The organism is Nonomuraea angiospora, from assembly GCF_014873145.1.
GTDB lineage: Bacteria > Actinomycetota > Actinomycetes > Streptosporangiales > Streptosporangiaceae > Nonomuraea > Nonomuraea angiospora.
In genome coordinates, this window is sequence record NZ_JADBEK010000001.1 from 2,068,398 (window position 1) to 2,093,753 (window position 25,356).

Below are 25,356 nucleotides of genomic sequence, written 5' to 3' on the forward strand. Positions count from 1 at the left end.
GCCAGGAGCGAGGGCAGGGCCTCGTTCAGGAGCTTGCCCCAGTCGTAGGAGGGCGACTGGACGCCGAGGCCCCACGAACGACAGCGCGGAGATGGCCGTGAGCGTGGCCGCGAACGTCGAGGCCGTCAGCACGAGCAGCGGCTCGGCCATGTTCGGCAGCATGTGCCTGGTCGCGATCCGGGCGCGGCTCACGCCCAGCAGGCCCGCGGTCGACACGTAGTCCTGCTGCGAGACCTTCGCGGCGAGGTTCGCGGTGAGGCGCGCGAAGTAGGGGATGCCGGACAGGCCGATGGCGATCACCGCCGAGGAGCCGCCCGCTCCGAGCACGGCCGCCACGACGAGCGCGAGCAGGAGCCCGGGGAAGGCCACCATCGCGTCGATGACGCGCAGGCAGACCTCCCTGACGCGGGGCCGCACGAGCCAGACGCCGGTGCCCAGGACGACGCCGAAGACGACCGACATGGCCGTCGCGCCGACGGTCATCAGCAGGGTGAGGCGGGTGGCGACCAGGCTGCGCAGCAGGACGTCGTGGCCGGCCGCGTCGGTGCCGAGCCAGTGCCCGGACGAGGGCGCGGCGAACCGCGGGCCTAGCACGGCCGCCCGCTCCGTGAACAGGATCGGGGCCAGCACGGCGATCAGCGCGACGCCGCCCAGCAGGACCAGGCCGAGCACGAGCCCGGGGTTGCGGCGGCGGGGCCGGCTACGCGGAGACATGCGACCCTCCGAGGGTCCGCTGGTCGATCAGCCCGAGCAGGACGTCGACGAGGAGGTTGACGAGCGCCGCGATCATGCCGATGACCAGCACCATGCCCTGGATGACCGGATAGTCGCGGTCGAGGATGGCCTTGATGATGCCGCTGCCCAGGCCGGGCAGCGCGAACACCGACTCGATGATGATCGCGCCGCCGATCATGCCGGTCAGGATCAGCCCGCTCAGGGTGAGCGTGGTGGTGAGCAGGTTCGGCAGCGCCCACCGTACGTGGCGGCGGGAGGCGGGCAGCCGCCAGCCGCGGGCCGTGCGCATGTAGTCGGTGTCGAGCACGACCGCCGTCTCGCGGCGGACGACCCGGGAGATGGTGCAGATCGGGCCGATCACGATCGCCGCGACCGGGAGCACGAACGACGCGGTCCCGAAGCGGGGCGCGTAGGCCGGCGGGAAGAGCGGCACCAGCCCGATGCCGAGGGCGAACATGACGACCAGGAACGACGCCATGATGTAGCCGGGGATCGAGTCGAGGAAACCGGTCACCACCCCGAAGGCGGTGTCCAGCCACCTGCGCCGGCCGCCGCGCGTGAGCACGCCGATGAGCATGCCGAGCGGGACGGCGACCAGCAGGACGACGACGATTCCCGTCACCGCGATGGTGGCGGTGAAGGGGAGACGGTTCATGATGATCGTCTCCACCGGCTGCCGGTACATGAACGACGTGCCGAGGTCGCCGGAGAAGACGCCGCCCGCGTAGACCAAAAACCGTTCCCAGATCGGCCGGTCGAGCCCCAGCTCGGCCCTGACCCGCTGGACGTCGGCGAGATCGGCGTTGGCCCCGGCGACGCCGACCGCCGGGTCGCCGGGAATGAGCTGGACGATGAGGAACGACACGACCAGCAGCGCGATGAAGATCACGACCAGGCTGGTGAGCCGCCGCAGGGCGAACCCGGGCCAGGCGGAGGAGCCCCGCGACCGGACGCCCGGACCGGGCGTGGAAAGAGAGGTCATGTCGGCTACTTGATGATGCGCAGGGTGGCGGGGTCGAGGTAGTCGTCGAAGGTCCGGATGGCGAACCCGCCGGCGACGACGGTGGTGGTGGGCAGGGTCGACAGCGGGATCGCGTCGACCCGCTGGAGGAACGACTTCTGCGCGGACTGCAGGGCGGCGCAGCGTCCGTCGTCGTCGGTCACGCTCATGGCCTCGGTGACGAAGCCGTACCCCTTGTCGTTGACCGATCCGGTCTTGTTGCGGCCGCCCTTCTCCGTCACCGGGCCCATCACCCGCAGCAGGGAGGAGGTGAGGGTGCCCAGCTGGTTGTTGTCGCCCTGGACGTTGATGTCCCAGTCCGAGCCGCCGGCCGTGGTCACCGTGGCCCAGTTGGCGTTGTCGAGGGAGCTGACGGAGACGTTCGCGCCGGCGTTGCGCAGCGCCTCGCCGATGTAGTCGTTGCCGCCCTGCAGCAGGGTCGTGCCGACGATGCGGACGCGGACCCCGGCCAGTTTCTTGGCGGCGGCGGCGGAGTCCTGCGGGACCAGCAGCGACCGGTCGGTGTTCACGCAGGGGAGCTTGGCCGAGCCGACGGACAGGATCGTGCTGCCCCGCTTGCCGCTGATGATGTCGCTGAACGCCTGCGGATCGACGGCCTGGGCCACCGCGGCGCGCAGCTCGGGCTTGTCGGCGAAGGCCGTTCCCGGACGCTCGTTGAACAGCAGGTACGTCGTGGTGTTGGAGGCGCTCGACGTGGAGAAGCGGGCGTTGCCGTCGAAGCGGGCCACGTTCTCGTCGGAGACCACGCCGACGTCCAGGCTGCCGGCCAGCAACTGGGTGGCGATGGTCGCGTAGTCGGTGATCGGCGTGAGGTTCAGCTGCTTGGCGGGCACGCCTTCCAGGGGCTTGGCGAACGCCGGCCAGGCCGCGTAGCCGTCGCGCAGCGTCAGCTGGTAGGAGACCGCCGCCTGGGACGAGGTCAGCGCGTACGGGCCGGAGAACGCCCCGGCGGCCTTCCCGGCGGCGAGTCCCTTGAGGTCGCTCAGGCCCGCCGGGCACACGATCCCGGCCTGCGGCAGCGTCAGCCCGGTGAGGAAGTCGGACCACGGGACGGACAGGGCGGCCTTCACGGTGCCCGTCTTGTCGTCGGCGGTGAACGTCGCGGTGCCCGACCCGAGCGCCAGCGTGCGGCCCGAGGAGCCCGTCTCCTTCGCCGCGAACCGCGTCAGCGAGGCGGCCACCACCGACGGCGTGATCGGTTTGCCGTCCGAACAGGTCAGACCGCTACGAATGGTGAACGTGTAGTGCGCCGCGTCCTGCGCCTGCCACGCGGAGGCGATGCCGCCGACGAGGGAGTTGCCCGAGTCCTTGCGCACCAGCGTGTCGAACAGCAGCCGGGCCACGGTGAAGTCGTCGCCGCCCTTGGCCAGCGCCGGGTCGAAGGTCGCCGGATCGGTGTTCAGCGACATGTTGATGGTGTCGGTCGCCCCCTCGGCGACGCCGCATCCGGCCAGGCCCACCACGAGCGCCATCGCGAGAATGGAATTGCGAAACACTGATCCTCCAGCGCACTCGCGAGAATGAATGGCGCCGAGCCTAGGTGTCGCCTGCCGGTTCCAGGCCTTTCGCGACGCAGAGCGCACGGAATTGAGTGATATCGGGGCCCGGGCGCACGATCCTTCCCGCGGGCTTCGCCGGAGGTTTCCCTCGCGTTACGGCTCCCTGCACGGAGCCGTGTCTCTGACAGCCGATCCTACGCCGCGGTCCGGCAGGCGATACACCGTCATGGGCGGATCGGTCCTGTCCGTGCAGGATGAGGCGCATGGTCGACGGGCTGGACTTTCAGATCATCAACGCGCTCCAGATCCATCCCCGGGTCCCGTGGGTCCAACTCGGGAGGATCCTCCGGGTGGACCCCTCGACGATCTCGCGCCGCTGGTCGGCCCTCACCCAGCAGCGGCAGGTGTGGACGAGCTGCTTCGAGTGCGAGCCGCGCACCGGCCAGAAGGAGATCTCGGCCCTGGTCGAGATCCGATGCGCGCCCGGCCAGCGCGGCGACGTGATCGCCGAGCTCAGCCGGCAGGGCCCCATCATCAGCGTGCACTGCACGTCGGGTGCCCGCGACCTCTATGTCATGATCTCGATGCGCACCCTGCTCTCCATGGACCGCTACATCGACGAGCACATCGCGGGCGTCCCCGGCATCGTCGGCACCCGCACCCACTACCTGCGCAGGATCTTCCTGGAAGGGTCGGGCTGGCGGCTCAACGTGCTCTCCGACGAGCAGGCCCGCGCGTTGCACCTGCTCCGGCCGTCCGAGCCGCCCGAGCACCGCAAACCCGCCCACCTCGACGTGATCGAGGCGCTCAGCACGGACGTCCGCCGCACCGCCGCCGACATGCAGCGGGAGCTGGGCCGTTCGATCTCGGTCATCTCCCGGGACATCGACGCGCTGCTCGCCGCGGACTGGGTCAGATGGCGCGTCGACTTCGCGCACACCCTCCTGGGCTGGTCGGCGGGGGCGGTGCTGTGGCTCGACGTCAAACACCCCGACCTGGAACGCCTCATCGCCTCGCTCCGGCTGCTCTGCCACGTGCGGATGTGCGCCTCGGTGACCGGTGAGGCCAACCTCGCGGTCTTCCTGTGGCTGCGCAACCTGCAGGAGCTGGACGAGATCGAGGGCCGGCTGTCGTCGTTGTTCCCGAAGCTGCTGGTCAAGGACAGGTGGATCGTGCCGAGGATCGCCAAGCGCACGGGCTACATCCTCGATCTCGACAGCCGGCGCCTGCGTTACGTGCCCGTCGGGGGCCAGCCGGTGTTCGACGAGCAGCTTCGTGCGGGCTCGGCCCGAAAATCCGATGTTTCATGCGGGATCAACGCCGATCGACGCTCATTCGCGGCGCCTTTCCTAGCCTGAGCGAAACGACCGCCCGGCCGTTGATCAGTGCGCAGAGAAAGAGGTCGCGTGGACATCGAGGAGCTCAGGGCATTCCGGCGGGAGCTGCATCGCCATCCGGAGCCCGCCTTCGTGGAGATCGGGACGGCGGCCCGGATAGCGCGGGCCGTCGAAGACCTGCCGGTGACCGTCCTGACCGGGAAGGACGCCCACGACCTCGCCCCCGTCGTGAACTACCCGTCGCCGCGCACGCTCGCCGAATGGGCGGCCCGCGCCGTCGATTCCGGCATCCCGCCGGAGCGGGCCAGGTACTTCCAGGAGAACGGCACCGCGCTGGTCGTCGACCTGGCCGGGGCCCGGCCGGGGCCGCGATGGGGCCTGCGCACCGACATCGACGCGCTGCCGATCCGGGAGTCCGCCGACCCGGCCCACTTCCCGGCCGCGAACGGCTTCGCGGCGGTGAACGGCGCGATGCACGCCTGCGGCCACGACGCGAACGCCACCATCGGCGTGGGCCTGCTGCACCGCCTCGCCGACCGCGACTTCGCGGGCTCGCTGCGGGTGCTGTTCCAGCCCGCCGAGGAGGGGGTGCGCGGTGCGCAGACGATGATCGACGCCGGGGTGGCCGACGACATCGACGTCATGCTCGCCGTGCACATGGCGGGCGAGCTGGGCGTCGGCCACGTCGTGGGCAGCTTCACCGGCGGCATGGCCACCCGCAAGCTGAAGGTCGACTTCACGGGCCGGGCCTCGCATGCCGCCGGCTCGCCCGAGTCGGGGCGCAACGCGCTGCTCGCCGCCGCCATGGCCACGCTGGCGATCATGGCGCTGCCCCGCTACGGGTCCGCGGACACCAGGCTCAACGTCGGCACGCTCGTCGCCGGTGACGGCGTGAACATCGTCCCGTCCTCGGCGGTGATGACCTGCGAGGCGCGCGCCACCGACGACGAGGTCGTGGACGAGCTGGTCGACCGGATCCGCTCCATCGTGGACGGCGCCGCCCGCGCGCAGGGCGTCGAGGCGGCGCTGGTCGTGACGGGCCGCTCCGCCACCGTGACCCCCGACGACGACGTGGTGGACCGCATCGTGGACGTGGCCGCGGCGCACCCCGGCGTCGCGGAGGTGACCAGGACCCAGGCGTTCGCCGGCAGCGACGACGCCAACCTGCTCATCCGGCACGTCCAGCGGCGCGGCGGCAAGGGCGCGTACCTGATGATCGGAGGCGGCAGCCCGGGGCCGCACCACAGCGCGGACTTCGACGTGGCGGAGGAGTCGATCCCGATCGGGATCGACCTCCTCGAATCGCTGATCCGGCGGGGTTGATCAGCGGAAGGCGGGGACGGTGGGCGGCAGGCCCATGAGTACGGCGCCCGCGGCGTCGTACATCGCCGGGCTGAGGAAGGCGTGCTCCTGCGGCACCAGCGCGTCGCCGAGCAGGGCCGGCAGCGGGTGGTCCTGGTAGATCGCGGCGGTGCCGGAGAGCGAGACGACCTTGTGGACCACCTCCGACGCGGTCCGGGCGAGGTGCGCGGCCGACAGCCGCAGGTGCGCGTTCTGCTCGTCGCTGACCAGGTCGCCGGCGACGAGCGTCTCCCACGCCTCGTCGGCGGCCTCGTAGAAGTAGGCGCGGGCGGAGCGCAGCGCGGCCTCCGCCTCGGCGATGCCGGCGCGGTAGTAGGCGCGGTCGGCGAGCTTGGGGGCGCCGGTGATGCTGTCCCGGCCGCTGCCGGCCCCCTCGGCGAAGTCGAGGGCGGCGCGGGCGACGCCGGCGGAGACCACGGAGAGCGACTGGGCGACGTACGTGATCGCGGGATAGCGGTAGAGCGGCTCGTCGACCACCGGCTCGCCGCCGCGGATGAAGGTCCACTCCCGGTCGACCTCGACATCCTCGGCGATCAGGTCGAAGGAGCCGGTGCCCCGCATGCCGACGACGTCCCAGTCCTGCACGATCTCCAGGCGTTGCGGACGTATCAGCGCCCCGCGCGGCTTGCCCGAGGTCAGGTCGTCTCCGGGGATGCCGACGCAGACGATGTCGGCGGCCATGCAGCCGCTGGCGAACTTCCACCGGCCGTTGACGAGGAAGCCGCGCTCCGTCGGGGTGGCCCGCTGGATCGGGAACAGCGCCCCGGCGAAGACGACGTCGGGGCCGCCGGCGTACAGCTTGGCCTGGGTCTCCAGCGGCAGCGAGCCCAGGTAGACCAGCTGGGAGCCGAAGCTCGCGACCCAGCCGGTGGAGCCGTCGACGGCCGAGATCCGCTCGATCTTCTTCAGGAACTCGGCGGGCGGCATCGTCTCCCCGCCGAACCGCTCCGGCGTCGCGCACCGGTACAGGCCGAGCCGCTTGAGCCGGTCGACGAAGTCTCCGGGGACGTAGCGCTGCTCGCGGAACTCCTGGCGACGCTCGGCCAGCTCGGCCAGCATCGCGTCGAACGCGGCGGGATCGTCCTGCGCCATCCTTGCTCCTCATGGGTCTGACGGTGTGCTCCGAGGTTAGGAAGAACGCTCCCGCCCGTCAGTCGTCATTTCCTCACCTTGACGTAGGGGATATCTTCATCCCCCGCCCCTCCGCCGGGTGACCTACCCTGTGTCGGTGCGAGTAGATCCGCGGGCCCCCGAGCTCGTCGCCGCGGACTTCGTCGCGATGATGAACGCCTCCCGGATGTGCGTCCTCATCCACGACGCGGCGACCAAGGACATCCTGTGGGCCAACCCGGCGGCCTGCGAGCTGCTGGAGTTCGGCCTGAGCGAGATCCGGCCGCTCAAGGCCGACCACATGAGCAGCTCGGCGCAGCAGTACGACCGGGTCATCGGCCGCGCCTGGCTGCAGGACGCCGTCGAGAAGGGCGCCAGCCGGATCGAGTGGCACTACCGCTCCAAGTCCGGCCGGGTGATCCCGACGGACGCGCTCGCGGTGCGGGTCGAGCTCGCGCGGGGGCCGGCGGTGATGGTGCAGTTCCGCGACATCGAGCGGGAGCAGCGGGTGGAGCGCGAGCTGCGGCTCACCACGTCGTACGTCGACGCGCTCGCCCACTACACCTCGACCCTCGCCCTGATGCTGGACGAGACCGGCAAGATCAGGTTCGCGACGGATACCGCGCTCGCCGCGATCGGGGCTCCAGTGGATGGCCCGATGCGGCCCTTGACGGCCTTCGCCCGGCTGCGGCTCGACGGCCGCGAGGCGAGCTGGGCCGACGTCCTCGCCCGCGCCGCCCCTGTCACCCGCGTGCAACTGGAGGCGGGCCGCGTGTGGCTGGAGGGCTCGCTGGAGCGGCTGCGGGAGGAGGACGCCACCGCGCTGCTGATGATCCTGCACGATGTCTCCGACCGGGTTCAGGACCAGGTCCGCCGGGCCCGGGAGCTGCACCGGGAGAACTACCTGGCCCGCTACAACGCCATGGGGGACATGGCGATGGCGATCGCCCACGAGCTCGGGCAGCCGCTGGCCGCCGCCGCCAACTTCCTGGCCGGCGTGCGCACCCGGGCCGCCCGGCTGCCGGAGGCCGGCGGGCTGGCCCAGGGCGTCGCCAGCGCGGTCAGCCAGATCGAGCGCGCCGCGGCGATCGTCAGCTCGGTGCGTGCCTTCGTCGGCCACCTTGAGCAGGTGGAGCAGGTGGCCGACCTCAACGACGTCGTCGAGGAGTGCCTCTACTTCGTGCGGCTGCGGGCGGCGCCGCTCGGGGTCGAGGTCCGGGTCCGGCTCTCCCCCGAGCCGGTCCTGGTGCGCTGCGAGCGGGTGCTGACCGGCCAGGTGGTGCTCAACCTCTGCTTCAACGCCGTCGACGAGATGGGGCAGTCACCGGCGGCCGAGAGGCGGATCGACGTGGCCACCGCCCCCGACGGCAGCTTCACCGTCGACGACCGGGGCCGGGGGCTGCCGCGCGACCCGTTCGCGGAGTCGTTCACGTCGAAGGAGCACGGCAGCGGGATCGGCCTGGCGCTCAGCCACCGGATCATCACCCGCCAGCACGGCACGATCCGGGCCGAGAGGCGGGAGGGGGGCGGGTCGCGGTTCGGGTTCACGCTGCCGCCGGCAGAGCCGGGCGCGTAGGGGAAATCCTCAGCCGGCGTGGATGAAGTCTCGATTTCGGCGCCGGGGGGCGCGGCCTAGGTTCGGAGGCAGCCGATCACTTTCAGGAGGCAGCCGTGACCGAGGCGCAGCGCCGTTTCCGGGCCGCGATGGCGAACCTGTCCGCCGCCGTCAACGTCGTCACCACCGACGGCCGTCACGGCCGGGCCGGGGTGACCGTGAGCGCGGCGTGCTCGGTCACCGACTCCCCGCCGACCATGCTGGTCTGCGTCAACCGCTCCAGCAGCTCGCACGACATCGTCATGGCCAACGGGCGGGTCTGCGTCAACGTGCTCGGCACCGATCAGGAGGAGCTGGCGATGCACTTCGCCGGCGCCACGAACGTGCCGACCTCCGAGCGGTTCGGCGCGGGCTCCTGGGACTTCGCCACCTACGGCGTGCCGGTGCTGCGCGACGCGCTCGCCTCGGTCACCGGGCGGATCGTCACCAGGCGCCGGCAGGGCTCGCACACGGTGGCCTTCGTCGAGATCGACGCGGTCACCTCACGGCTGGACAGCGGTGCCCTGGTCTACTTCCAGCGCCGCTTCCACAGTCTCACCGCCTGAGGCCGCCGGGCTCGTCAGGGCTCGATCCGGCACTGGAGCACGTCGCGGACCAGCGCGCCCAGGCTGTCCGCGCCGGTCTTGGCCTTGATCCGGGCCCGGTGCACGTCGACGGTCTTGACGCTGGTGCCGAGCCGGCGGGCGATGAGCTGGCTGGGCAGGCCGTCCACGACCAGCCTGAGCACCTCGCGCTCCCGCGTGGTGAGCGACTCGACCCGCTCGCCGACGGCCCGCCGGTGGGCGTGCTCGCGGAAGCGTCGCTCGGCCTCCCGCAGCTGTTCCTGGACGACGTCGAGCATCTGCTGCGGTTTGTACGGCTTCTCGAGGAAGTTGACCGCGCCCTGGCGCATCGCCCGTACCGACATCGCGATGTCACCATGGGCGGAGCAGAAGATGATCGGGGCGGGATAGCCGAGTCCGAGCAGCCGCTCCTGCAGCTCGAACCCGCTCAAGCCGGGCATCCGCACGTCGACGATCAGCACGGCGGGCTCGGCGGCGTCGTACTCGGCCAGGAACGTCGCGGCGTCGGGATAGGTGAGCGCCTGGACCCCGACGCTCTCGAAGAGGAAGACGAGCGAGCGCCGCAGGTCGTGGTCGTCATCGACGATGTGCACCACCGGGCCGGCCACGGCCGATTCGGTCCCGCTCATGCCCGCACTATGCGCGACCCGCCGGAGCGGGGCAATCCGGCCGGTTCGGCCAGCGGACTGGCGGGCTTGGAGAGCGGGCCGCGCCGGACGTTGACTTCCCTCGGTCCCCGTACGCAATCAGAAGGACGGAATATCACGTGCACCACCGCATCGGCATCCTCGGCACCGGCAACATCTTCGGCCGCTACGTCACCGGCCTGGCCCGCTACCCGGAGCTGGAGATCGTCCGCGTCGGCGACATCGACGTCGACAGGGCCAAGCGGGCCGCGGAAGAGCACGGCATCCCCGCCTGGGGGGACGGCGACGAGCTCTACGCCGACGACTCGATCGACATCCTGGTGAACCTGACCCCGCCGGCCCACCACGCGAGGACCGTCATCCGGGCCCTGGAGTCCGGCAAGCACGTCTACGTCGAGAAGCCGCTCGCCGCGACCGTCGCCGAGGCGCGGGAGGTGCTGGCGGCGGCCGAGGACGGCGGGCGCGTGCTGGGCTCCGCGCCGGACACGTTCCTGGGCAGCGCCTCCCAGACCGCGCGCAAGGCGCTCGACGACGGGCTGATCGGCGAGCCCATCGGCGTGTCGGCGTTCATCCGGCACAGCAAGGCCGAGACCTGGCATCCGGACCCGCGATTCCTCTTCCAGCGCGGGGGCGGACCCGTGCTGGACATGGGGCCGTACTATCTGGCCATACTGGTGAACCTGCTCGGCCCGGTCAGGTCCGTGGCGGGGGCCGCCCGCGTCGGCGCGCCGGTGCGCGCGGTCACCGCGCCGGACCGCGTCGTGGACCGGATCGACGTCGAGGTGGCGACCCATGCCTCCGCCGTCCTCGTCTTCGATTCCGGGGTCATCGGCACCACGCTGATGAGCTTCGACGTCTGGGACAGCGAGCTGCCCGCCATCGAGGTCTACGGCACCGAAGGGACGCTCACCTTGCCCAACCCCAACCACTTCGACGGCGACGTACGGGTGCGACGGCACGGGGACGCGGACTGGTCGGTCCTGCCGCCCGTCGTCGGCCTGTTCGGCGCGGTCGGCACCAAGGAGCAGACCCGCCGCGGGCTCGGCGTGCGGGATCTGGCCGACGCGATCGAGGGCGGCCCCCACCGCGCCAACGCCACGTTCGCCTTCCACGTGCTCGAGGCCCTTTCCGCGATCGACGGGCCCGGCCAGGTCGTCCGGCTGGAGAGCACGTGCGAGCGCCCGGCCCCCCGATTCGCGCAGTGACCCCGGGGCAGGCGGCGACGCTGGGCGCGGTGGTCGACACGATCGTCCCCGCCGACGACTACCCGAGCGGCACCGAGGCGGGCGTCCTGGACTACCTCGCGGGGCAGTTCGGCCGCGACCTGGCCGACCTGCGCGCCTATTACGGGGCGGGACTCGACGCCGTCGAGGCCGAGGCGCGCGAGCGGCACGGCGCCGGCTTCCCCGAGCTCCCGCCCGGGCGGCGCGAAGAGCTGCTGCGGGCGCTGGAGTCGGGCGACACCCGCGTGCCGTGGCCGTTCGACGCGGCGGCGTTCGTGGAGACGGTGGTCGGGCACGTCATGGAGGGCTTCTACGGCGACCCGGGCAACGGCGGCAACCACGACGCCGTCTCCTGGCGGATGATCGGATTCGAGGTAGGAGACTGATGCGCGGGCGGACGCGGGCCGTGATCGGATGCGGGGTGCAGGGCTGATGCGGGCCGTGACCGGATGCGGGGTGCAGGGCTGATGCGGGTCGTGACCGGATGCGAGGTACGGGGCTGATGCGGGTGGACGCGGTCGTGATCGGATCGGGCGCCGGGGGCGGGGTCGCCGCCGCGGTCCTGGCCGAGGCGGGCAAGCACGTGCTCGTGCTGGAGCGCGGCCGCGACCTCACCTTCGAGGAGATCGGCCGCGACCACCTGCGCAACCACCGCCTCACCCGCTATCCGCACCGGTCCGGGCCCGACTACGAGGACGGCCCGCGCGTCGTCGTCGACGCCACGGGGGGCGAGAAGGTGGTACGCCCGCACGAGCCGGGCTTTCACGGCAACGCCACGCTGGTCGGCGGCGGCACCCGGCTCTACGGGGCCCAGGCGTGGCGCTTCCTGCCCGCCGACTTCACCATGGCGAGCACGTACGGCGTGCCCGCGGGCAGCAGCCTCGCCGACTGGCCCATCGGCTACGACGACCTGGAGCCCTACTACGAGCGCGCCGAGTGGGAGATCGGCGTCTGCGGCGACCACGCGGCCGGCAGCCGCCACTGGAGGCGCGCCAGGCCGTACCCGATGTCCCCGCTCCCGGAGGGGCTGCAGGCCGCCGCCCTGCGCAGGGGCGCGGCCGCCCTCGGCTGGGACGTGCTGCCGGTGCCGCTGCTGATCAACTCGGTGCCGTACGGCGGGCGGGCCGCCTGCACCCGCTGCCAGCACTGCGTCGGCTTCGCCTGCCCGGCCGACGCCAAGAACGGCTCGCACAACACCGTGCTGAGCCGCGCGCTCGCCACCGGCCGCGCCCGGCTGCTGCCGGAGGCCGTCGCCGAACGCCTCGAATGCGACCCGTCGGGCCGCGTGACCGGCGTGCGCTGGGTGGATCGCTCGGGGGCCCGCCACGTCGCCGAGGCCGAGGTGGTGATCTGCGCGGCCGGCGCGATCGAGACGGCCCGGCTGCTGCAGAACTCGCCGACCCGGCGCGAGCCGCACGGGCTGGGCAACAACCACGACCAGGTGGGACGGCACCTGCAGGGCCACGCCTACGCTTGGGCGCTGGGCGAGATGGACGAGCCCGTGCACGACGGGCTGGGCCCCGGCGTCTCGCTCGCGACGCTCGACTTCGTCCACTACAACGACGGCGTGATCGGCGGGGCGATGCTGGCGGACGAGTTCACCGTGCTGCCGCTGGCCTTCTGGGCCCGGAACCTGCCGCCCGGCCTGCCCCGCTGGGGCGCGCGCAACAAGCAGTACATGCGGGACAACTACCGCCGTGTCATGCGGGTGGGCGGGCCGGTCCAGGAGATCCCGAACCCGGAGGCGAGGACGCGGCTCGACCCGCAGGTGCGCGACCGGTGGGGCATCCCGGTCGCCCGCCTGTCCGGCGCGACCCATCCGGAGAGCCTTCGTACGGGCGACTTCATCGCCGGCCGCGCCCGTGAATGGCTGCTCGCCTCGGGAGCGCGCCGGGCGTGGGCGGCGCGGGCGCCCCTGACCCTGCACGCCGGGCAGCACCAGTCGGGGACGTGCCGGATGGGTGACGACGAGCGGACGTCGGTCGTGGACCGGTGGGGCCGGGTCCACGGGCACGACAACCTCTATGTCGCCGACGCCTCCGTACACGTCACCAACGGCGGGGTCAATCCCGTGCTGACGGTCATGGCGCTGGCGTTCCGGACGGCCGAACGGCTGTGCGCCGACTGGTGACGCCTGTTCAGGACGGCCGGGTGACGCCTGTTCAGGACAGCGGCGTGGCACCTGTTCAGGACGGCGGGTGGTGACTGTTCAGGACGGCCGGGTGGTGACGTCGAGCACCACCTTGCCCGTGGCGTGGCCGTCCTCCACGAGCGCGAGCGCCTCGGCGGCCGCGGCGAACGGGAACACCCGGCCGACCCGCGGATCCAGCTTCCCCGCGACCACCAGCTCGGCCAGCGCCGACAGCGTCTCCGGGCCGCCGACCCGCGAGACCGGTCGCGCGCCGAAGCGAGCGGCGATCTCCTCGCCGGCCACGGTGAGCACCCGCGTCCCGGCGGTGAGCACCTCCGCGACACCGTGGAGGGCGTCGCCGCCGACGAGATCGAGTACGGCGCCGGCGCCCTCGGGAAGAAGCTCCCGCAGCCGGCCCGCGACGTCGTCGCGATCGTAGGCGACCGCCGTGGCGCCCAGCGATTCGACGAACGCGTGCTTCGCCCCGCTCGCCGTGCCCACGACGCGTACCCCGTCCATGACCGCGAGCTGGGCCGCGGCCGTGCCGACTCCCCCGCCGGCGCCCAGGATCAGCAGCGTCCGCCCGGGGGCCGGGGCGAGGGCGGCGAGCCCCTCGTAGGCGGTCCCGGCCGCGATCGGCAGCGCAGCCGCGTCGGTGAAGCTCAGCCCGTCCGGCATGCGCGCGGCCCGGTCCTCCGGCAGCACCGCCAGCTCGGCGTAGCCGCCGCTCCCGCCGGCCGTGCTGCCGAAGACGGCGTCCCCGACGGCCAGCCGGGTGACCCCCGGTCCGGTCCGCACCACGGTCCCGGCCACCTCGCGCCCGAGGATCGCGGGCAGGCGCAGCGGCAGGAAGACACGTTGCATGCCGGCGCGGACCTTCCAGTCCACCGGGTTGACGCCGGCCGCGCGCACCTCGACGACCACCTCGCCACGCTGCGGCTCGGGTGCGGGAACGTCGAGGAAGCGCTGGACATCCGGACCGCCGTAGTCGATGAACCCGTAAGCGAGAGGCATGGTCAGGGACGCTACCGACCGGGCGGGGGCCGGGGTGAAGGGCTGTTCCGGTCAGCGAACCGGCGCGGGGGCCGCCCGAATCCTCCGGCTCTAGGGTTTGAGGCCACCACCTGAAGAACGGTGACTCCGCGTACGGCAACAATTCGGGCAATTAGTACGATGCCCGACACCTCGTTACACCGCACGCCCCCAGATTGTCTCGAGGAGTACCTATGTCACTGACGAAGCCAGTATGGCGCCGTCGTCTCGCCGCGGGCGCCGCCGGCGCGGCCATGCTCGCCTCGGCCGCGTGCAGCGCCGCCAGCCAGGGCGCCATCGGGAACTCCGCGGGCGCGAGCACGGGCCCGGTGCGCGGGGGCGGCACCCTCGTCGTCGCCCAGACGAGCGACGCCGACCCGGGTTCGTTCCTCAAGACCTCCTTCGGCAACGTCGTGGCGGAGTACGCGGTCTTCGAGACGCTGACCCTCATCGACGGCAAGACCGGGCAGCCCAAGGGCGTCCTGGCCGAGTCGTGGACCCTGGCCCCCGACGGCAAGAGCCTGGACCTCAAGCTCCGCGACGACGTGACCTTCCACAGCGGCCGCAAGCTGACCGCGGACGACGTCGTCTTCGCCCTCCAGAAGGTCCAGGACCCGGCCACCGGCGCGGCCAACCAGTCGATCGCCGCCCAGATCTCCGACATGAAGACCAAGGGCGAGCACGAGCTGACGCTGACGTTCAAGCAGCCGCTGCCGAACATCTTCGACCTCTTCGAGACGATGCCCATCCTCAACAAGGACTCCTACGCCGACTACGCCGCGGGCACGAAGGTCGACGGCACCGGGCGCTTCACGTGGAAGTCGTGGACCCCGGGCGGCAAGCTGGTGCTCGGCAAGTACGCGGGCTACCGCGACGCGGCGGGCACCCGGCTCGACACCATCGAGATCAACCTGATCAAGGACCCGACGGCCATGGTCGCGGCCATCCGCAGCGGCCGCGTCCAGTACGGCGTCGGCATGGCGGCCCTGGACGCCAGGACCCTGAGCCAGCAGCCCGGCTTCTCCCTCGTGACCTCGGGCGGCGCGGCCGTCCCGCTGGCGTTCGACGTGACCAAGCCGCCGTTCGACAACAAGGCCGTGCGCCAGGCGGTCCACTACGCGATCGACCGCGACCGCATCGTGCAGCAGGTCATGGGCGGCCAGGCCGACCCGACCAACGTGCCCTGGCGGGCCTCGACGGTCGGCTACGACGCCGCCCAGGCCAAGCAATACACCTACCAGCCGGACAAGGCCAAGCGGCTGCTGGCCGAGGCGGGGGTGAAGGACGTCTCGTTCGACGTGCTCACGCTGAACTCGCCCGAGGCCACCGGCGTCTTCCAGATCGTCAAGAACAACCTGGCCGCCGTGGGACTGAACGCCAACCCGGTCGTCGTGCCCGTGGCCGACTACGACGCGAGGATCGCCAAGAAGGACCTGGGCGCCCCCGCCTTCCTGATGCAGAACAGCAACGGCCTGTCCCCGGCCACCGCCGTCGTGAGCCGGCCGGAGCTGCTGGCGGACGGCAACGTCTCCCACTTCAAGAGCCCCGAGTACACGAAGCTGGTCAAGGCGGTCACCAGCGCCAGCACCACGGAGGACCAGCAGAAGGCCCTGCGCGACTACGACGCCTACTTCATCGACCAGGCGTTCGTGCTCCCGCTGGTCACCCGCCCCACCCTCACCCTGCGCGCGAACTCCGTGAACGGCATCAGGTCCACGCAGATGGGCTTCCTCGACGTCAGCCAGGCCTGGCTGTCCAAGTAACCGGAGGCGGGACGATGGTCCGGTTCCTGATACGCAAGCTCCCCTCGCTGGTGTTCGTGCTGCTGGCCAGCTCGATCGTGGCCTTCGCCCTGCCCCGCCTGGCGCCGGGCGACGTGGCGGTCACGCTCGCCGGAGCGGACCCGACCGCGGCCAACATCGCCGCGATCCGCCGGCAGCTCGGCCTGGACCGCCCCCTGGTGATCCAGTACGCGGACTGGATGGCCGGGCTGCTCCAGGGCGACCTCGGCCAGTCCTACCTGCTGCGCCGCAGCGTCGCCAGCCTCATCGGCGACCGGCTGGGCAGCACGGTCGAGCTGGCCGCCCTGGCCACGCTGCTGGTCATCGCGATCGGCACGGCCCTGGGCGTCCTGGTCGGCTCGGTCCGCGGCCGCTGGGCGCGGGCCGGCCTCGACCTGGTCAACAGCTTCCTCGTGGCCGTCCCGTCGTTCGTCACGGGCCTGGGGCTGATCCTCGTCTTCGGCGTGCTGAACCGCTGGCTGCCCGTCAGCGGCGAGGTCGCCTTCCTCGACGACCCGGTGATCGGCTTCCAGTTCCTGATCCTGCCGGCGATCGCGCTGGCGCTCCCGCCCGCGGCGGTCGTGGCCCGGCTGCTGCAGGCGGAGATGCTGGTCGCCAGGAACGAGGACTACGTGGACCTCGCGCTCAGCAAGGGAGCCTCGGGCGCCCGGATCACGATCCGCCACGTGCTGCGCAACAGCGTGGGCACCGCGGTCGTCGCGGTGGGCCTGCAGGTCGGCAACCTGCTCGCCGGAGCGGTCATCATCGAGGCCATCTTCAACCGCAACGGCCTCGGCCAGCTCGCCGTCTCCAGCGTGCAGACCCGCGACTTCACCGTGCTGCAGGTGCTGATCCTGGCCGTCGTCTTCGTGGCGGTGATCTGCCAGATCCTCACCGAGATGATCCTGGCAGCACTCGACCCCCGGATCACGTTGGGAGCGTAGGCATGGCAGACATTCCACTCGAAGGGGGAATCCCGCGCGCCCGCCGGCTGAACCCGACGCTGGCGCGCTACCTGTCGGCGTTCCGCACGCCGAAGGGCGTCATCGGGCTGTCGATCCTCGCCGTCATGAGCCTGGCCGCCCTGCTCGCCCCCGTGCTCTTCCCCGGCGGGTACGACGAGCAGGGCCGCGAGGCGCTGACCGGGATCTCGGCCGCGCACGTCTTCGGCGTGGACGAGTTCGGCCGCGACATCTTCGTCCGCAGCATCTACGGCCTGCGCATCGACCTCAGCCTGATCTTCACCGCGGTGCCGCTCAGCATGGCGATCGGGGTCCTGCTCGGGCTGAGCGGCGCGCTGTCGGAGCACCTGGGGTCGGCGGTCCAGCGGCTGCTCGACGTGATCATCGGCTTCCCCGGCCTGATCCTGGGGATCTGCCTGGTGGCCATCCTGGGACCGGGCTGGCCTGCGCTGTTCCTGACCATCCTGATCAGCGGGCTGCCCACCGCCGGCCGGCTGGCCCGCGGCGCCTGGCTGGCCCAGCAGAGCAGGGAGTACGTCCTCGCCGCCCGGGTGCTCGGCGTCTCCCGCCCGCAGCTCCTGGTCCGGCACGTCCTGCCGAACGCCATGGACTCGGCCGTCGTCAACGCGGCCGTGTGGATGGTCGTCGGCGTCTACATCGAGGCCGGGCTGAGCATCGTCGGCCTCGGCGTCCAGCCGCCGACGCCCTCGCTCGGCGTGCTCCTGAACAACGGGCTGCGGTTCGTCACCCAGTCCCCCACCTACATCGTCGGCCCCGCCCTCCTGCTGCTCCTGGTGGCGGTGGCCTTCAGCCTGGTGTCCGACGCGCTCAACGAGGCGGTGAACCGCCGGTGACCTCCACCGAATCCCTGGCCCCCGAGACGGCGAAGGACGTGCCGCTGCTGCGGGTCGAAGGCCTGCGCACCGAGTTCCGTCTGAAGAACGGCGGCGTCAAGGCCGTCAACGACGTCAGCTTCGACATCTACCCGGGCGACGTGCTCGGCATCGTCGGCGAGTCCGGCTCGGGCAAGTCGGTGACGGCGCGCTCCATCATGCGCATGCTGCGCCCGCCGGGCGAGGTCGTGGCCGGCTCCGTACGGCTCGGCGGCGAGGACCTGCTCGCCCTGCCCGAACGCGAGATGCGCCGCCGCCGCGGCAGCAAGGTCGCGATGGTCTTCCAGGACCCGCAGGCCGCGCTCAACCCCGTCATGAAGGTGGGCGACCAGATCGCCGAGGCCATGACCCTGCACGGGGCCGACCGCCAGACCGCGCGCAGGCGCGCGATCGAGCTGCTCGACCAGGTCGGCATCCCCGACGTCCGGACGAAGATCGACCATTACCCGCACCAGTTCTCCGGAGGCATGCGCCAGCGCGTCGTCATCGCGATCGCCCTGGCCAACGACCCCGCGCTGCTGATCGCGGACGAGCCCACGACCGCCCTCGACGTGACCATCCAGGCGCAGATCCTGCGCCTGCTCGCCCGGCTGCGCACCGAGCTCGGCATCGCCATCGCGATCATCACCCACGACATGGGGGTCGTGGCCGAGCTCTGCACCGACGTCGTCGTCATGTACGGCGGCCGCACGGTCGAGAAGGGCACCGTCGAGCAGGTCTTCGAGCAGCCGCGGCACCCCTACACCGCCGCGCTGCTGGCGGCCATGCCCCGCCTCGACGACGACCGGATCGGACAGCCGCTGCCCGCGATCCCGGGAGCGCCGCCCGACCCGGCCGCGCCGCCCCCCGGCTGCCCGTTCGCCCCCCGGTGCCGCTTCACCGAGGACGTCTGCGAGCAGGAGCCGCCGGCGCTGCTCCAGATCGGCGCCGGCGGGCAGTCGGCGGCCTGCTTCGTCGCCCAGCGCGCCACCACCGACGTCTCGGTCCGCGACCCCCAGCCGCCCACCGCCGACGCCTCCGCCCTCCAGCCGCCCACCGCCGGCGTCTCCGTCCGCGCGCCCGAGCCGCCCGCCCAAGTCGGGAAGCCGGACGCCGCGACGCCCGTCCTCGAGGTGCGCGACCTGCGGATCGACGTCGGCTCCCGGCGGCGCGGGCTGTTCCACCGCGACCCGCCCGTGTACGCGGTCGACTCGGTGAGCCTGTCGGTGCACGCCGGCCGCACGCTCGGCCTGGTGGGCGAGAGTGGCTGCGGCAAGTCGACGCTGTCCAGGAGCATCGTCGGGATCAACCGGGTCTCGGGCGGGTCGGTCCTCGTCGACGGCGCCGACGTGAGCACGATGGGGCAGGCGGATCTCGGGCGGGTCAGGTCCTCGGTGCAGTACCTGTTCCAGGACCCGTACGCGTCGCTGAACCCGCGCCGCACCATCCGGCAGTCGCTGTCCGAGGCTCTCGCGTTCAGAGGCGTCGGCCGCCGGGAGCGCGAGGAGGCGGCGCGGTCGCTGATGGCGCAGGTCGGGCTGCGCGCCGAGCACCTCGACCGCTACCCCCACGCCTTCTCGGGCGGCCAGCGCCAGCGGATCGGCATCGCCCGCGCGCTGGCCAGGCAGCCGCGCGCGCTCATCCTCGACGAGCCGGTCTCCGCCCTGGACATGTCGATCCAGGCGCAGATCATCAACCTGCTGGAGCAGCTGCAGAACGAGCTCGGGCTCGGCTACCTGTTCATCGCCCACGACCTGTCGGTGGTGCGGCACCTCAGCGACACCGTCGCGGTCATGTACCTGGGCCGGATCGTGGAGTACGGCGACGCCGCCGCCGTCTACGGCAACCCGCAGCACCCCTACACCGCCGCCCTGATGTCGTCCTCCCCCGTCCCGTCGGTCTCCGCGCGCACGCGCGAGCGCATCGTCCTGCCCGGCGACCTGCCCAGCCCCGCGAACCCGCCGTCGGGCTGCCGGTTCCGCACCAGGTGCCCGATCGGCCCGCTGGTCAACCCGGACCGGACGATCTGCACGGAGATCGACCCCCAGCTCACCCTCACGGCCACCGGCCAGCGGGCCGCCTGCCACTTTGCCGAGAACGGAAAGGAAACCGAATGACCGCGAAGATCGCGCTCAACCCGATCCAGTGGATGGCCAGCGCCGACGGCTGGCTGGACCCGTCGCTGGCCCCCGCGCCGAAGGAACTGCTGACCCAGATCAAGCGGGCCGGGTTCGACCACGTCATGTCCGACGTGCCCGCCGGCTTCGACGTCGAGCGGTACCGGGCGCTGCTGGACGAGGTCGGCCTGTCGCTCGCGCCCGGCTACTTCCCCTGCCGCTCGGACGGCAGGGACGGCAACGAGGGCACCGTCGTGGCCACCGCCGCCGAGGTCGCCCGCACGCAGGCCCGGCTCGGCCTGACCGAGATCGGCCTGGGCCTGGGCATGGGCAAGGAGGCGCCGCGCGTCCTGAACCCCGGGCAGGGGCACGACGCCGACCCCTCCCGCCTCGAGGCGGTGACGGAGCTGATCGGGCGCATCTGCGACGCCATGGTGGCCGAGGGCGTCCGGCCGTGCCTGCACCCGCACGTCGGCACGTGGGTCGAGACCGAGGAGGAGGGCCGGGCGGTGCTCGACGCCCTGCCGGACTCCCGGCTCGGCTTCCTGCCCGACACCGGTCACCTGGCGTGGGCGGGCGCCGACGTCGCCCGGCTCGTGAAGGACTACGCCGAGCGGATCCCCTTCGTCCACGTGAAGGACTGCCGGCTCAGCGTCGCCGCCGAGGGCCGCGAGAAGGGGTGGGACTACCGGCGGACCGTGCTCGCGGGGCTCTGGGTCGAGCCCGGCCGGGGTGAGCTCGACCTGACCGGCATCATCGGCAACCTGCCCGAGGCGTTCGACGGGTGGCTGATGGTGGAGGTGGACCGGCCCGACATCGCCGACCCGTACGAGAGCGCGCAGGCGTCGGCCCGCTGGATGCACGGCGCCTTCTGAGGTTCAGCGCTCCCGTTCGACGGCTCGGGAGATGCCGTCGGCCGCCGCGAACAGCCCGGGCAGCAGCCGCTTGGCCACCAGGCGGGACAGCGGCGCGGCGGCCGACACGGACGCGAGGACCGTTCCATCGGCTCTCCTGACCGGGACGGCGATGCTGCCGAACCCCAGCAGGATCTCCTGCTTCTCGATGGCGTAACCGCGTTCCCTGACGACCGCGAGCTGCCGGCGCAGGTCCTCCACGGACGCGACGGTGCGCGGCGTCAGGCGCGGCAGGCCGGTCAGCGCGAGGCGGCGCAGCCGTTCCTCGAGGTCGGGGAGGTTCGCGAGCAGGGCCTTGCCCGTCGCCGTGCACGCCGCGGGCAGGCGCCCGCCCACCCGGGAGTGGGTGTTCACGTTCGCCTCGCCGGCCACCTTCTCCACGTAGAGCACGTGACTCCGGTCGAGGACCGCCAGGTGGATGGTCGCCCTGGTGGCGGCGAACAGGTCGGTGAGGAGGGGCCGGGCCACGCGGCGCAGCACGGCGGAGACCGGCACCCGCTGGCCCAGCTCGAACATGCGCATGCCGAGCTGGTAGGAGTCCCCCTTGCGCTCCAGCAGCCCCCATTGCACCAGCTCCTGCGCGAGCCGGTACGCCGACGCCTTCGGCACCCCCGAGCGCCGGCTGAGCTCGGTGAGCCGGAGCCGGACCGCCCCCGACTCGAACGCCCCGAAGATCAGCTGGGCCTTGCCGAGCACCGAATTGGGGTATTCCTCCTCATCGGGGCCGGCCGACGCCGCCACGAACACCTGTGAGGACATCGGAACTCCCCTCGCGACCACTTCCATTTGTCCCATGAATAGTGCAGAACGTGTGGAATGTATAGATTTGGCCGGGCGGTCCGATGTAAAGATCAGGTGACGACCCGGCGTGAGGGAGGACCCCTTGGACATCACGGCGCCGCCGCGCTTCGGGTACGCGGACTCGCCCTTCGGCCAGCTCCACTACGCCGAGCAGGGCTCGGGCCGGCCCCTGCTGCTCCTGCACCAGACTCCCAGGTCGTGGGACGAGTTCCGCGAGCTGATGCCCCTGCTGGCGCCGCACCGTCGCGTCCTGGCCATGGACATGGTCGGCTTCGGGGCCAGCGCGAAGCCCCCGGCGCCGCACACGATCGAGCTGTTCGCGGCCGGCGCGCTGGCGCTGCTGGACGCCCTCGGCATCGAGCGGGCCGACGTGCTCGGCCACCACACCGGCGGCGCGGTGGCCGTCGAGCTGGCGGCGTCCGCGCCGGAGCGGGTGGGGCTGCTGGTGCTGTCGTCGGCCCCGTGGGCGGACGCCCGCTACCGCGCCTCCCACGCGCACGGCCCGGGGGTGGACGAGGCCGAACCGTCACCGGAGGGCGGCCACCTGGTCGAGCTGTGGCGGCTGCGGCAGCCGTACTATCCCGAACCGGTCACCGGCCTGCTCGACCGGTTCGTCCGCGACGCCCTCGCGCCGGGGGTCGATCCGGCGGAGGGCCACCGGGCGTGCGCGCGCTACGTCATGGAGGAGCGGATCGGCCTGGTGACGGCGCCGGTGCTGCTGCTGGCGGGCGCCGCCGACCCGTTCGCGCTGCCGAACCTGGCCCCGCTCCGGGAGCATCTCACCGGGGCGGCGAGCGTGACGTCGGCCGTCGTCGAGGGCGGCACGATCCCGCTCATGGAGCACAAGCCGGCCGAGGTGGCCGCGGCCGTGGCGGCGTTCCTGACGGCCTGATCAGGTCCGGCCGCCGTCGGCGGCCATGATCGACTTCGTGATGCGCCTGCTCACCATGCTGAGCAGGCCCACGTACTTGTTGACGTCGGCGCGGAAGGTCGGCGCCGTCACCGACAGCGCGGCGACCATGGTCCCGGTGGCCCCGGTGAGCGGGATCGCCACGCTGAGGTAGCCGACCCGGGTCTGCTCCCGCTCGACGGCGTACCCGGACTTCCTGGCCTGCTGGATCTCCTGGGCGAGCAGCTTGGGGGCGGTGACCGTGCGCGGCGTCACGCGGGCCAGCGGGGTGGCCACGACGTCGCCGAAGAGGGCCGCCGGGCCGAACGCCAGCAGGGCCTTGCCGGTCGCCGTGCAGTGCAGCGGCATGCGCCCGGCGACGCGCGACGGCCTGGACACCTGGCCGTGGCCGGAGACCTTCTCCAGGTAGATGACCTCCAGCCCGTCCAGCACCGCCAGGTGGATGGTCTCCCCCGTCGCCTGGTAGAGGTCCTCCATGAAGGGCCGCGCCGCCTCCCGCAGGATCCGCTGGCGCGGCACGCGCTGCCCGATCTCGAACAGGCGCATGCCCAGCCAGTATTCGGACCCGCGCCGCTCCAGCAGGCCCCACTGCAGCAGCTCCTGGGCCAGCCGGTGGACCGACGCCTTGGCCACGCCGGTGCGGCGGACGATCTCGGACAGGCCCAGGCTCTCGTCGTCGGGGCCGAAGGCCTCCAGGATCAGCCGCACCTTGCCCAGTACGCTGTTGGCCGCCGCGTCGTGCTCGGGCGAAGGGACGATGGCCAGGGGCTTGACGTCAGGTGACGACGGGGAGTGCATGAGAGCCATTGACCGATGATGGGGCCCGTGTCCGTTCCGGACAACGGCCCTGTCCCGGTGAGCGGAACGGGCCCGGCTGCTATCCGAACGTGACGACCGCACGCCCGCGTACCCTGCCCTCGCGCAGCAGCTCCAGGGCCTTGCCGATCTCGGCCAGGTCGAAGCGCTCGACCTCCACGCCGAGCTCGCCGGAGGCCAGGCGGCCGACCAGCGACGGGGCCACCTCGCGCGCCCGCCGCTCGTGCCGGACCATGTTCACGGGCAGCAGCGCCACGTCGTCGAGCAGCCACGACGGGAGATCGACCGTCACGGACGCGCCCAGCACGTACCCGATGACGACGGCCCGGCCGCCGGGGCGGACCCAGCGCGTGCGCTCGACCAGGCCGGCGCCGCCGAGCGTGTCGACCAGCAGGGACGCCGGGCGCGCCGAGGCCAGCTCCGCGAGCGCCGCGGCGTCGTCGGCCGCCACGCCGCGCACCCCCTCGGGCACCCGATCGAGCTGGTCGGACCGCCCGACCAGCCCGGTCACCGTGGCCCCGGCCAGCCGCGCCTGCTGGGCGACCATCGCGCCGACCGCCCCGGTGGCGCCCGTCACGACGACCTCCTCCCCCGGCTCCAGGCGGGCGATGTCGTGCAGGGCGACGTACGCCGTCGTGGCCGGGACGAAGAACGACGCGGCCACCTCGTGCGGCAGCGGCTCCGCCAGCGGGCTGACGGCCTTGGGGCTGACGCTGACCCGCTCGGTCCAGCAGCCGTCGCGCAGCAGGCCCAGCCCGCCCCCGCGCAGGAGCACCTGCGTGCCGGGCGCGAGGTCGTCGGCTTCCAGGACCACCCCGCTGGCCTCGACCCCGCCCACGTACGGGAGGGCGGGCTTCATCGCGAAGGATCCGGTGGCCACGGTCAGGTCCAGATGACCCAGCGCCGCCGCCCTGACCTCGACCAGCACCCGTCCCGGCGCGTACGCGGGTTCGGGGACGTCCTCCACGACAGGGGGCGCGCCCCACGCGTGGAAGCGAGCCGCGCGCGTCATCGGCCCGACACCCGGCCGGAGATTCGGCCCGAGAAGCCCGCTGCCGAGCTCTTGGCCAGGAAGGACAGGCTGAGCGGGTTGTAGCGCGCGGCCTGCTCGTGCTGGGGCCAGTGGCCGCACTCCTCGAACAGCTCCAGCTGCGAGCCCGCGATGGCCTCGTGCATGGCGGTCGCCTCCGGCACGTCGCCGAACGGGTTCTTGCGGCCCCAGACGATCAGCGTCGGCTGGGAGATCTCGGCCAGGTCGCCGGGGCGCAGGATGTTGCGCTGCCGGGTCTCCATGTCCTGCAGGCAGAGCAGGTTGTCGACGCCTGCCACGAACGCGGGCTCGTGGTAGATCGCGTGCCGCACCTCCACCAGCTCCTCGGTGGCGTCGGCCGGGTCGGCCATGAGCAGCCGCAGCCGCTTGCGGGTGAGCTCCACGTCGTCGCTGAGCACGGCCTCGCGCGTGCTCGTCCTGATGCGCTCCATGACCTGCGGGTTGGCGACGGTGCCGCCCGCGCAGAGCAGCTGCAGGCTCGCCACGCGGTCGGGGTGGTCGATCGCGGCGCGACCGCCGACCCAGCCGCCCAGCGACTCGCCCACGATGTGCGCGCGCTCGATGCCCACCGCGTCGAAGTACGCCAGCAGGTGCTCGACATAGCGCGGGATCTCGTACGGGTAGTCCGGCTTGCCGGTGTAGCCGTGGCCCAGCATGTCGATGGCGTGGCACTCGTACCGCTCCGCGTGCGCGGCCAGGTTGCGGGTGAACGCCTCCAGGTGCCCGCTGGTCCCATGCAGGAACACCACGGGCTCGCCCGATCCGGCCCGCAGGCTGCGGGTCGGCACTCCCCCCGCGTCCACGTACGAGACGCTCAGGCTCAACGGGCTCAACTCGGTCCAGATGGTCATCGTCAC

General features: G+C 72.3%; 22 protein-coding genes and 1 pseudogene. 13 read left to right on the plus strand and 10 right to left on the minus strand.

Going from position 1 to position 25,356, the window contains the following annotated elements; all coding sequences use genetic code 11:
• Window positions 1-126 precede the first annotated feature (126 nt).
• The 3 genes and pseudogenes from H4W80_RS64445 to H4W80_RS09420 form a co-directional block, all read right to left on the minus strand.
• Window positions 127-714, minus strand: a pseudogene (locus tag H4W80_RS64445) (ABC transporter permease); the annotation flags it as partial.
• Complete coding sequence (locus H4W80_RS09415; protein WP_192784736.1) at window positions 701-1,717, minus strand: ABC transporter permease; 1,017 nt, start codon at window positions 1,715-1,717, stop codon at window positions 701-703. The gene H4W80_RS09415 and the pseudogene H4W80_RS64445, both read right to left, overlap by 14 nt.
• A gap of 5 nt (window positions 1,718-1,722) precedes the next feature.
• Window positions 1,723-3,228: an ABC transporter substrate-binding protein gene (locus H4W80_RS09420; protein WP_192784737.1), complete on the minus strand. Its 1,506-nt coding sequence runs from the start codon at window positions 3,226-3,228 to the stop codon at window positions 1,723-1,725.
• 290 nt (window positions 3,229-3,518) lie between these two features.
• Here H4W80_RS09420 and H4W80_RS09425 point away from each other — a divergent pair, with 290 nt between their 5' ends.
• Together H4W80_RS09425 and H4W80_RS09430 are read left to right on the plus strand one after the other, a co-directional pair.
• On the plus strand, window positions 3,519-4,613 hold the full coding sequence (locus H4W80_RS09425) for an Lrp/AsnC family transcriptional regulator (protein WP_192784738.1): 1,095 nt from the start codon (window positions 3,519-3,521) through the stop codon (window positions 4,611-4,613).
• 48 nt (window positions 4,614-4,661) lie between these two features.
• The gene (locus H4W80_RS09430) at window positions 4,662-5,915 is read left to right on the plus strand and encodes an amidohydrolase (protein ID WP_192784739.1); all 1,254 of its coding nucleotides are present in this window, start codon (window positions 4,662-4,664) and stop codon (window positions 5,913-5,915) included.
• Here the strand turns inward: H4W80_RS09430 and H4W80_RS09435 are convergent, their stop codons facing one another.
• Window positions 5,916-7,046, minus strand: a complete 1,131-nt coding sequence (locus tag H4W80_RS09435; protein WP_192784740.1) for an acyl-CoA dehydrogenase family protein — start codon at window positions 7,044-7,046, stop codon at window positions 5,916-5,918.
• Between the two features lie 136 nt (window positions 7,047-7,182).
• Between H4W80_RS09435 and H4W80_RS63490 the strand changes: the two genes are divergently transcribed.
• Both H4W80_RS63490 and H4W80_RS09445 read left to right on the plus strand, forming a co-directional pair.
• Entirely contained in the window at window positions 7,183-8,640 is a 1,458-nt protein-coding gene (locus tag H4W80_RS63490; RefSeq protein WP_192784741.1) for a PAS domain-containing sensor histidine kinase, read from the plus strand.
• Between the two features lie 95 nt (window positions 8,641-8,735).
• Window positions 8,736-9,224 (plus strand): flavin reductase, encoded by a 489-nt coding sequence (locus tag H4W80_RS09445; protein WP_318786774.1) that lies wholly within the window; start codon window positions 8,736-8,738, stop codon window positions 9,222-9,224.
• Window positions 9,225-9,238: 14 nt separating this feature from the next.
• On the opposite strand, the gene H4W80_RS09450 is transcribed toward H4W80_RS09445, so the two are convergent.
• On the minus strand, window positions 9,239-9,871 hold the full coding sequence (locus H4W80_RS09450; protein ID WP_192784742.1) for a response regulator transcription factor: 633 nt from the start codon (window positions 9,869-9,871) through the stop codon (window positions 9,239-9,241).
• A gap of 137 nt (window positions 9,872-10,008) precedes the next feature.
• On the opposite strand from H4W80_RS09450, the gene H4W80_RS09455 reads away from it, so the two are divergent.
• The 3 genes from H4W80_RS09455 (at window position 10,009) to H4W80_RS09465 (ending at window position 13,243) form a co-directional block, all read left to right on the plus strand.
• The gene (locus tag H4W80_RS09455; RefSeq protein ID WP_318786775.1) at window positions 10,009-11,094 is read left to right on the plus strand and encodes a Gfo/Idh/MocA family protein; all 1,086 of its coding nucleotides are present in this window, start codon (window positions 10,009-10,011) and stop codon (window positions 11,092-11,094) included.
• The gene (locus H4W80_RS09460) at window positions 11,091-11,498 is read left to right on the plus strand and encodes a gluconate 2-dehydrogenase subunit 3 family protein (RefSeq protein ID WP_192784743.1); all 408 of its coding nucleotides are present in this window, start codon (window positions 11,091-11,093) and stop codon (window positions 11,496-11,498) included. Before H4W80_RS09455 ends, H4W80_RS09460 begins: the two co-directional genes overlap by 4 nt.
• 98 nt (window positions 11,499-11,596) lie before the next feature.
• Window positions 11,597-13,243 carry a GMC family oxidoreductase gene (locus H4W80_RS09465; protein WP_225963338.1) on the plus strand — a complete coding sequence of 549 codons (1,647 nt, stop codon included), beginning with the start codon at window positions 11,597-11,599 and terminating at the stop codon, window positions 13,241-13,243.
• A 78-nt stretch (window positions 13,244-13,321) separates the two neighbouring features.
• Here H4W80_RS09465 and H4W80_RS09470 read toward each other — a convergent pair whose 3' ends face one another.
• Window positions 13,322-14,257 carry an NADP-dependent oxidoreductase gene (locus H4W80_RS09470; RefSeq protein WP_192784744.1) on the minus strand — a complete coding sequence of 312 codons (936 nt, stop codon included), beginning with the start codon at window positions 14,255-14,257 and terminating at the stop codon, window positions 13,322-13,324.
• A 212-nt stretch (window positions 14,258-14,469) separates the two neighbouring features.
• Between H4W80_RS09470 and H4W80_RS09475 the strand changes: the two genes are divergently transcribed.
• The 5 genes from H4W80_RS09475 to H4W80_RS09495 are packed head-to-tail and all read left to right on the plus strand — an operon-like array spanning window position 14,470 to window position 20,882.
• Entirely contained in the window at window positions 14,470-16,038 is a 1,569-nt protein-coding gene (locus H4W80_RS09475) for an ABC transporter substrate-binding protein (protein WP_192784745.1), read from the plus strand.
• A gap of 14 nt (window positions 16,039-16,052) precedes the next feature.
• Window positions 16,053-17,000, plus strand: coding sequence for an ABC transporter permease (locus H4W80_RS09480; RefSeq protein WP_192784746.1), 948 nt, complete (start codon window positions 16,053-16,055; stop codon window positions 16,998-17,000).
• A gap of 2 nt (window positions 17,001-17,002) precedes the next feature.
• A complete protein-coding gene (locus H4W80_RS09485) occupies window positions 17,003-17,872 on the plus strand; it encodes an ABC transporter permease (RefSeq protein ID WP_192784747.1) in 870 nt (289 codons plus the stop codon).
• Window positions 17,869-20,007: an ABC transporter ATP-binding protein gene (locus tag H4W80_RS09490; protein WP_318786776.1), complete on the plus strand. Its 2,139-nt coding sequence runs from the start codon at window positions 17,869-17,871 to the stop codon at window positions 20,005-20,007. Before H4W80_RS09485 ends, H4W80_RS09490 begins: the two co-directional genes overlap by 4 nt.
• Complete coding sequence (locus H4W80_RS09495; RefSeq protein ID WP_192784748.1) at window positions 20,004-20,882, plus strand: sugar phosphate isomerase/epimerase family protein; 879 nt, start codon at window positions 20,004-20,006, stop codon at window positions 20,880-20,882. Before H4W80_RS09490 ends, H4W80_RS09495 begins: the two co-directional genes overlap by 4 nt.
• Before the next feature lie 3 nt (window positions 20,883-20,885).
• Here the strand turns inward: H4W80_RS09495 and H4W80_RS09500 are convergent, their stop codons facing one another.
• Entirely contained in the window at window positions 20,886-21,680 is a 795-nt protein-coding gene (locus tag H4W80_RS09500; RefSeq protein ID WP_192784749.1) for an IclR family transcriptional regulator, read from the minus strand.
• A gap of 124 nt (window positions 21,681-21,804) precedes the next feature.
• Between H4W80_RS09500 and H4W80_RS09505 the strand changes: the two genes are divergently transcribed.
• On the plus strand, window positions 21,805-22,614 hold the full coding sequence (locus tag H4W80_RS09505; protein WP_225963339.1) for an alpha/beta fold hydrolase: 810 nt from the start codon (window positions 21,805-21,807) through the stop codon (window positions 22,612-22,614).
• On the opposite strand, the gene H4W80_RS09510 is transcribed toward H4W80_RS09505, so the two are convergent.
• The 3 genes from H4W80_RS09510 to H4W80_RS09520 all read right to left on the minus strand — a co-directional run bounded on the left by H4W80_RS09510 (window position 22,615) and on the right by H4W80_RS09520 (window position 25,350).
• The gene (locus H4W80_RS09510) at window positions 22,615-23,439 is read right to left on the minus strand and encodes an IclR family transcriptional regulator (RefSeq protein WP_192784750.1); all 825 of its coding nucleotides are present in this window, start codon (window positions 23,437-23,439) and stop codon (window positions 22,615-22,617) included.
• 70 nt (window positions 23,440-23,509) lie between these two features.
• A complete protein-coding gene (locus tag H4W80_RS09515; protein ID WP_192784751.1) occupies window positions 23,510-24,460 on the minus strand; it encodes a quinone oxidoreductase family protein in 951 nt (316 codons plus the stop codon).
• Window positions 24,457-25,350, minus strand: coding sequence for an alpha/beta fold hydrolase (locus H4W80_RS09520; RefSeq protein ID WP_192784752.1), 894 nt, complete (start codon window positions 25,348-25,350; stop codon window positions 24,457-24,459). The genes H4W80_RS09515 and H4W80_RS09520 overlap by 4 nt, the downstream gene beginning before the upstream one ends.
• Between the last annotated feature and the right edge of the window lie 6 nt (window positions 25,351-25,356).

What these genes read in the sequence shown, in the direction of transcription:
- H4W80_RS09415 (WP_192784736.1), bottom strand. Translation starts at nt 1,717, where the DNA reads ATGACCTCTCTTTCCACGCCCGGTCCGGGCGTCCGGTCGCGGGGCTCC.
- H4W80_RS09420 (WP_192784737.1), bottom strand. Translation starts at nt 3,228, where the DNA reads ATGGCGCTCGTGGTGGGCCTGGCCGGATGCGGCGTCGCCGAGGGGGCG.
- H4W80_RS09425 (WP_192784738.1), top strand. Translation starts at nt 3,519, where the DNA reads ATGGTCGACGGGCTGGACTTTCAGATCATCAACGCGCTCCAGATCCAT.
- H4W80_RS09435 (WP_192784740.1), bottom strand. Translation starts at nt 7,046, where the DNA reads ATGGCGCAGGACGATCCCGCCGCGTTCGACGCGATGCTGGCCGAGCTG.
- H4W80_RS09450 (WP_192784742.1), bottom strand. Translation starts at nt 9,871, where the DNA reads ATGAGCGGGACCGAATCGGCCGTGGCCGGCCCGGTGGTGCACATCGTC.
- H4W80_RS09465 (WP_225963338.1), top strand. Translation starts at nt 11,597, where the DNA reads ATGCGAGGTACGGGGCTGATGCGGGTGGACGCGGTCGTGATCGGATCG.
- H4W80_RS09470 (WP_192784744.1), bottom strand. Translation starts at nt 14,257, where the DNA reads ATGCCTCTCGCTTACGGGTTCATCGACTACGGCGGTCCGGATGTCCAG.
- H4W80_RS09475 (WP_192784745.1), top strand. Translation starts at nt 14,470, where the DNA reads ATGTCACTGACGAAGCCAGTATGGCGCCGTCGTCTCGCCGCGGGCGCC.
- H4W80_RS09480 (WP_192784746.1), top strand. Translation starts at nt 16,053, where the DNA reads ATGGTCCGGTTCCTGATACGCAAGCTCCCCTCGCTGGTGTTCGTGCTG.
- H4W80_RS09485 (WP_192784747.1), top strand. Translation starts at nt 17,003, where the DNA reads ATGGCAGACATTCCACTCGAAGGGGGAATCCCGCGCGCCCGCCGGCTG.
- H4W80_RS09495 (WP_192784748.1), top strand. Translation starts at nt 20,004, where the DNA reads ATGACCGCGAAGATCGCGCTCAACCCGATCCAGTGGATGGCCAGCGCC.
- H4W80_RS09500 (WP_192784749.1), bottom strand. Translation starts at nt 21,680, where the DNA reads ATGTCCTCACAGGTGTTCGTGGCGGCGTCGGCCGGCCCCGATGAGGAG.
- H4W80_RS09510 (WP_192784750.1), bottom strand. Translation starts at nt 23,439, where the DNA reads ATGGCTCTCATGCACTCCCCGTCGTCACCTGACGTCAAGCCCCTGGCC.
- H4W80_RS09515 (WP_192784751.1), bottom strand. Translation starts at nt 24,460, where the DNA reads ATGACGCGCGCGGCTCGCTTCCACGCGTGGGGCGCGCCCCCTGTCGTG.
- H4W80_RS09520 (WP_192784752.1), bottom strand. Translation starts at nt 25,350, where the DNA reads ATGACCATCTGGACCGAGTTGAGCCCGTTGAGCCTGAGCGTCTCGTAC.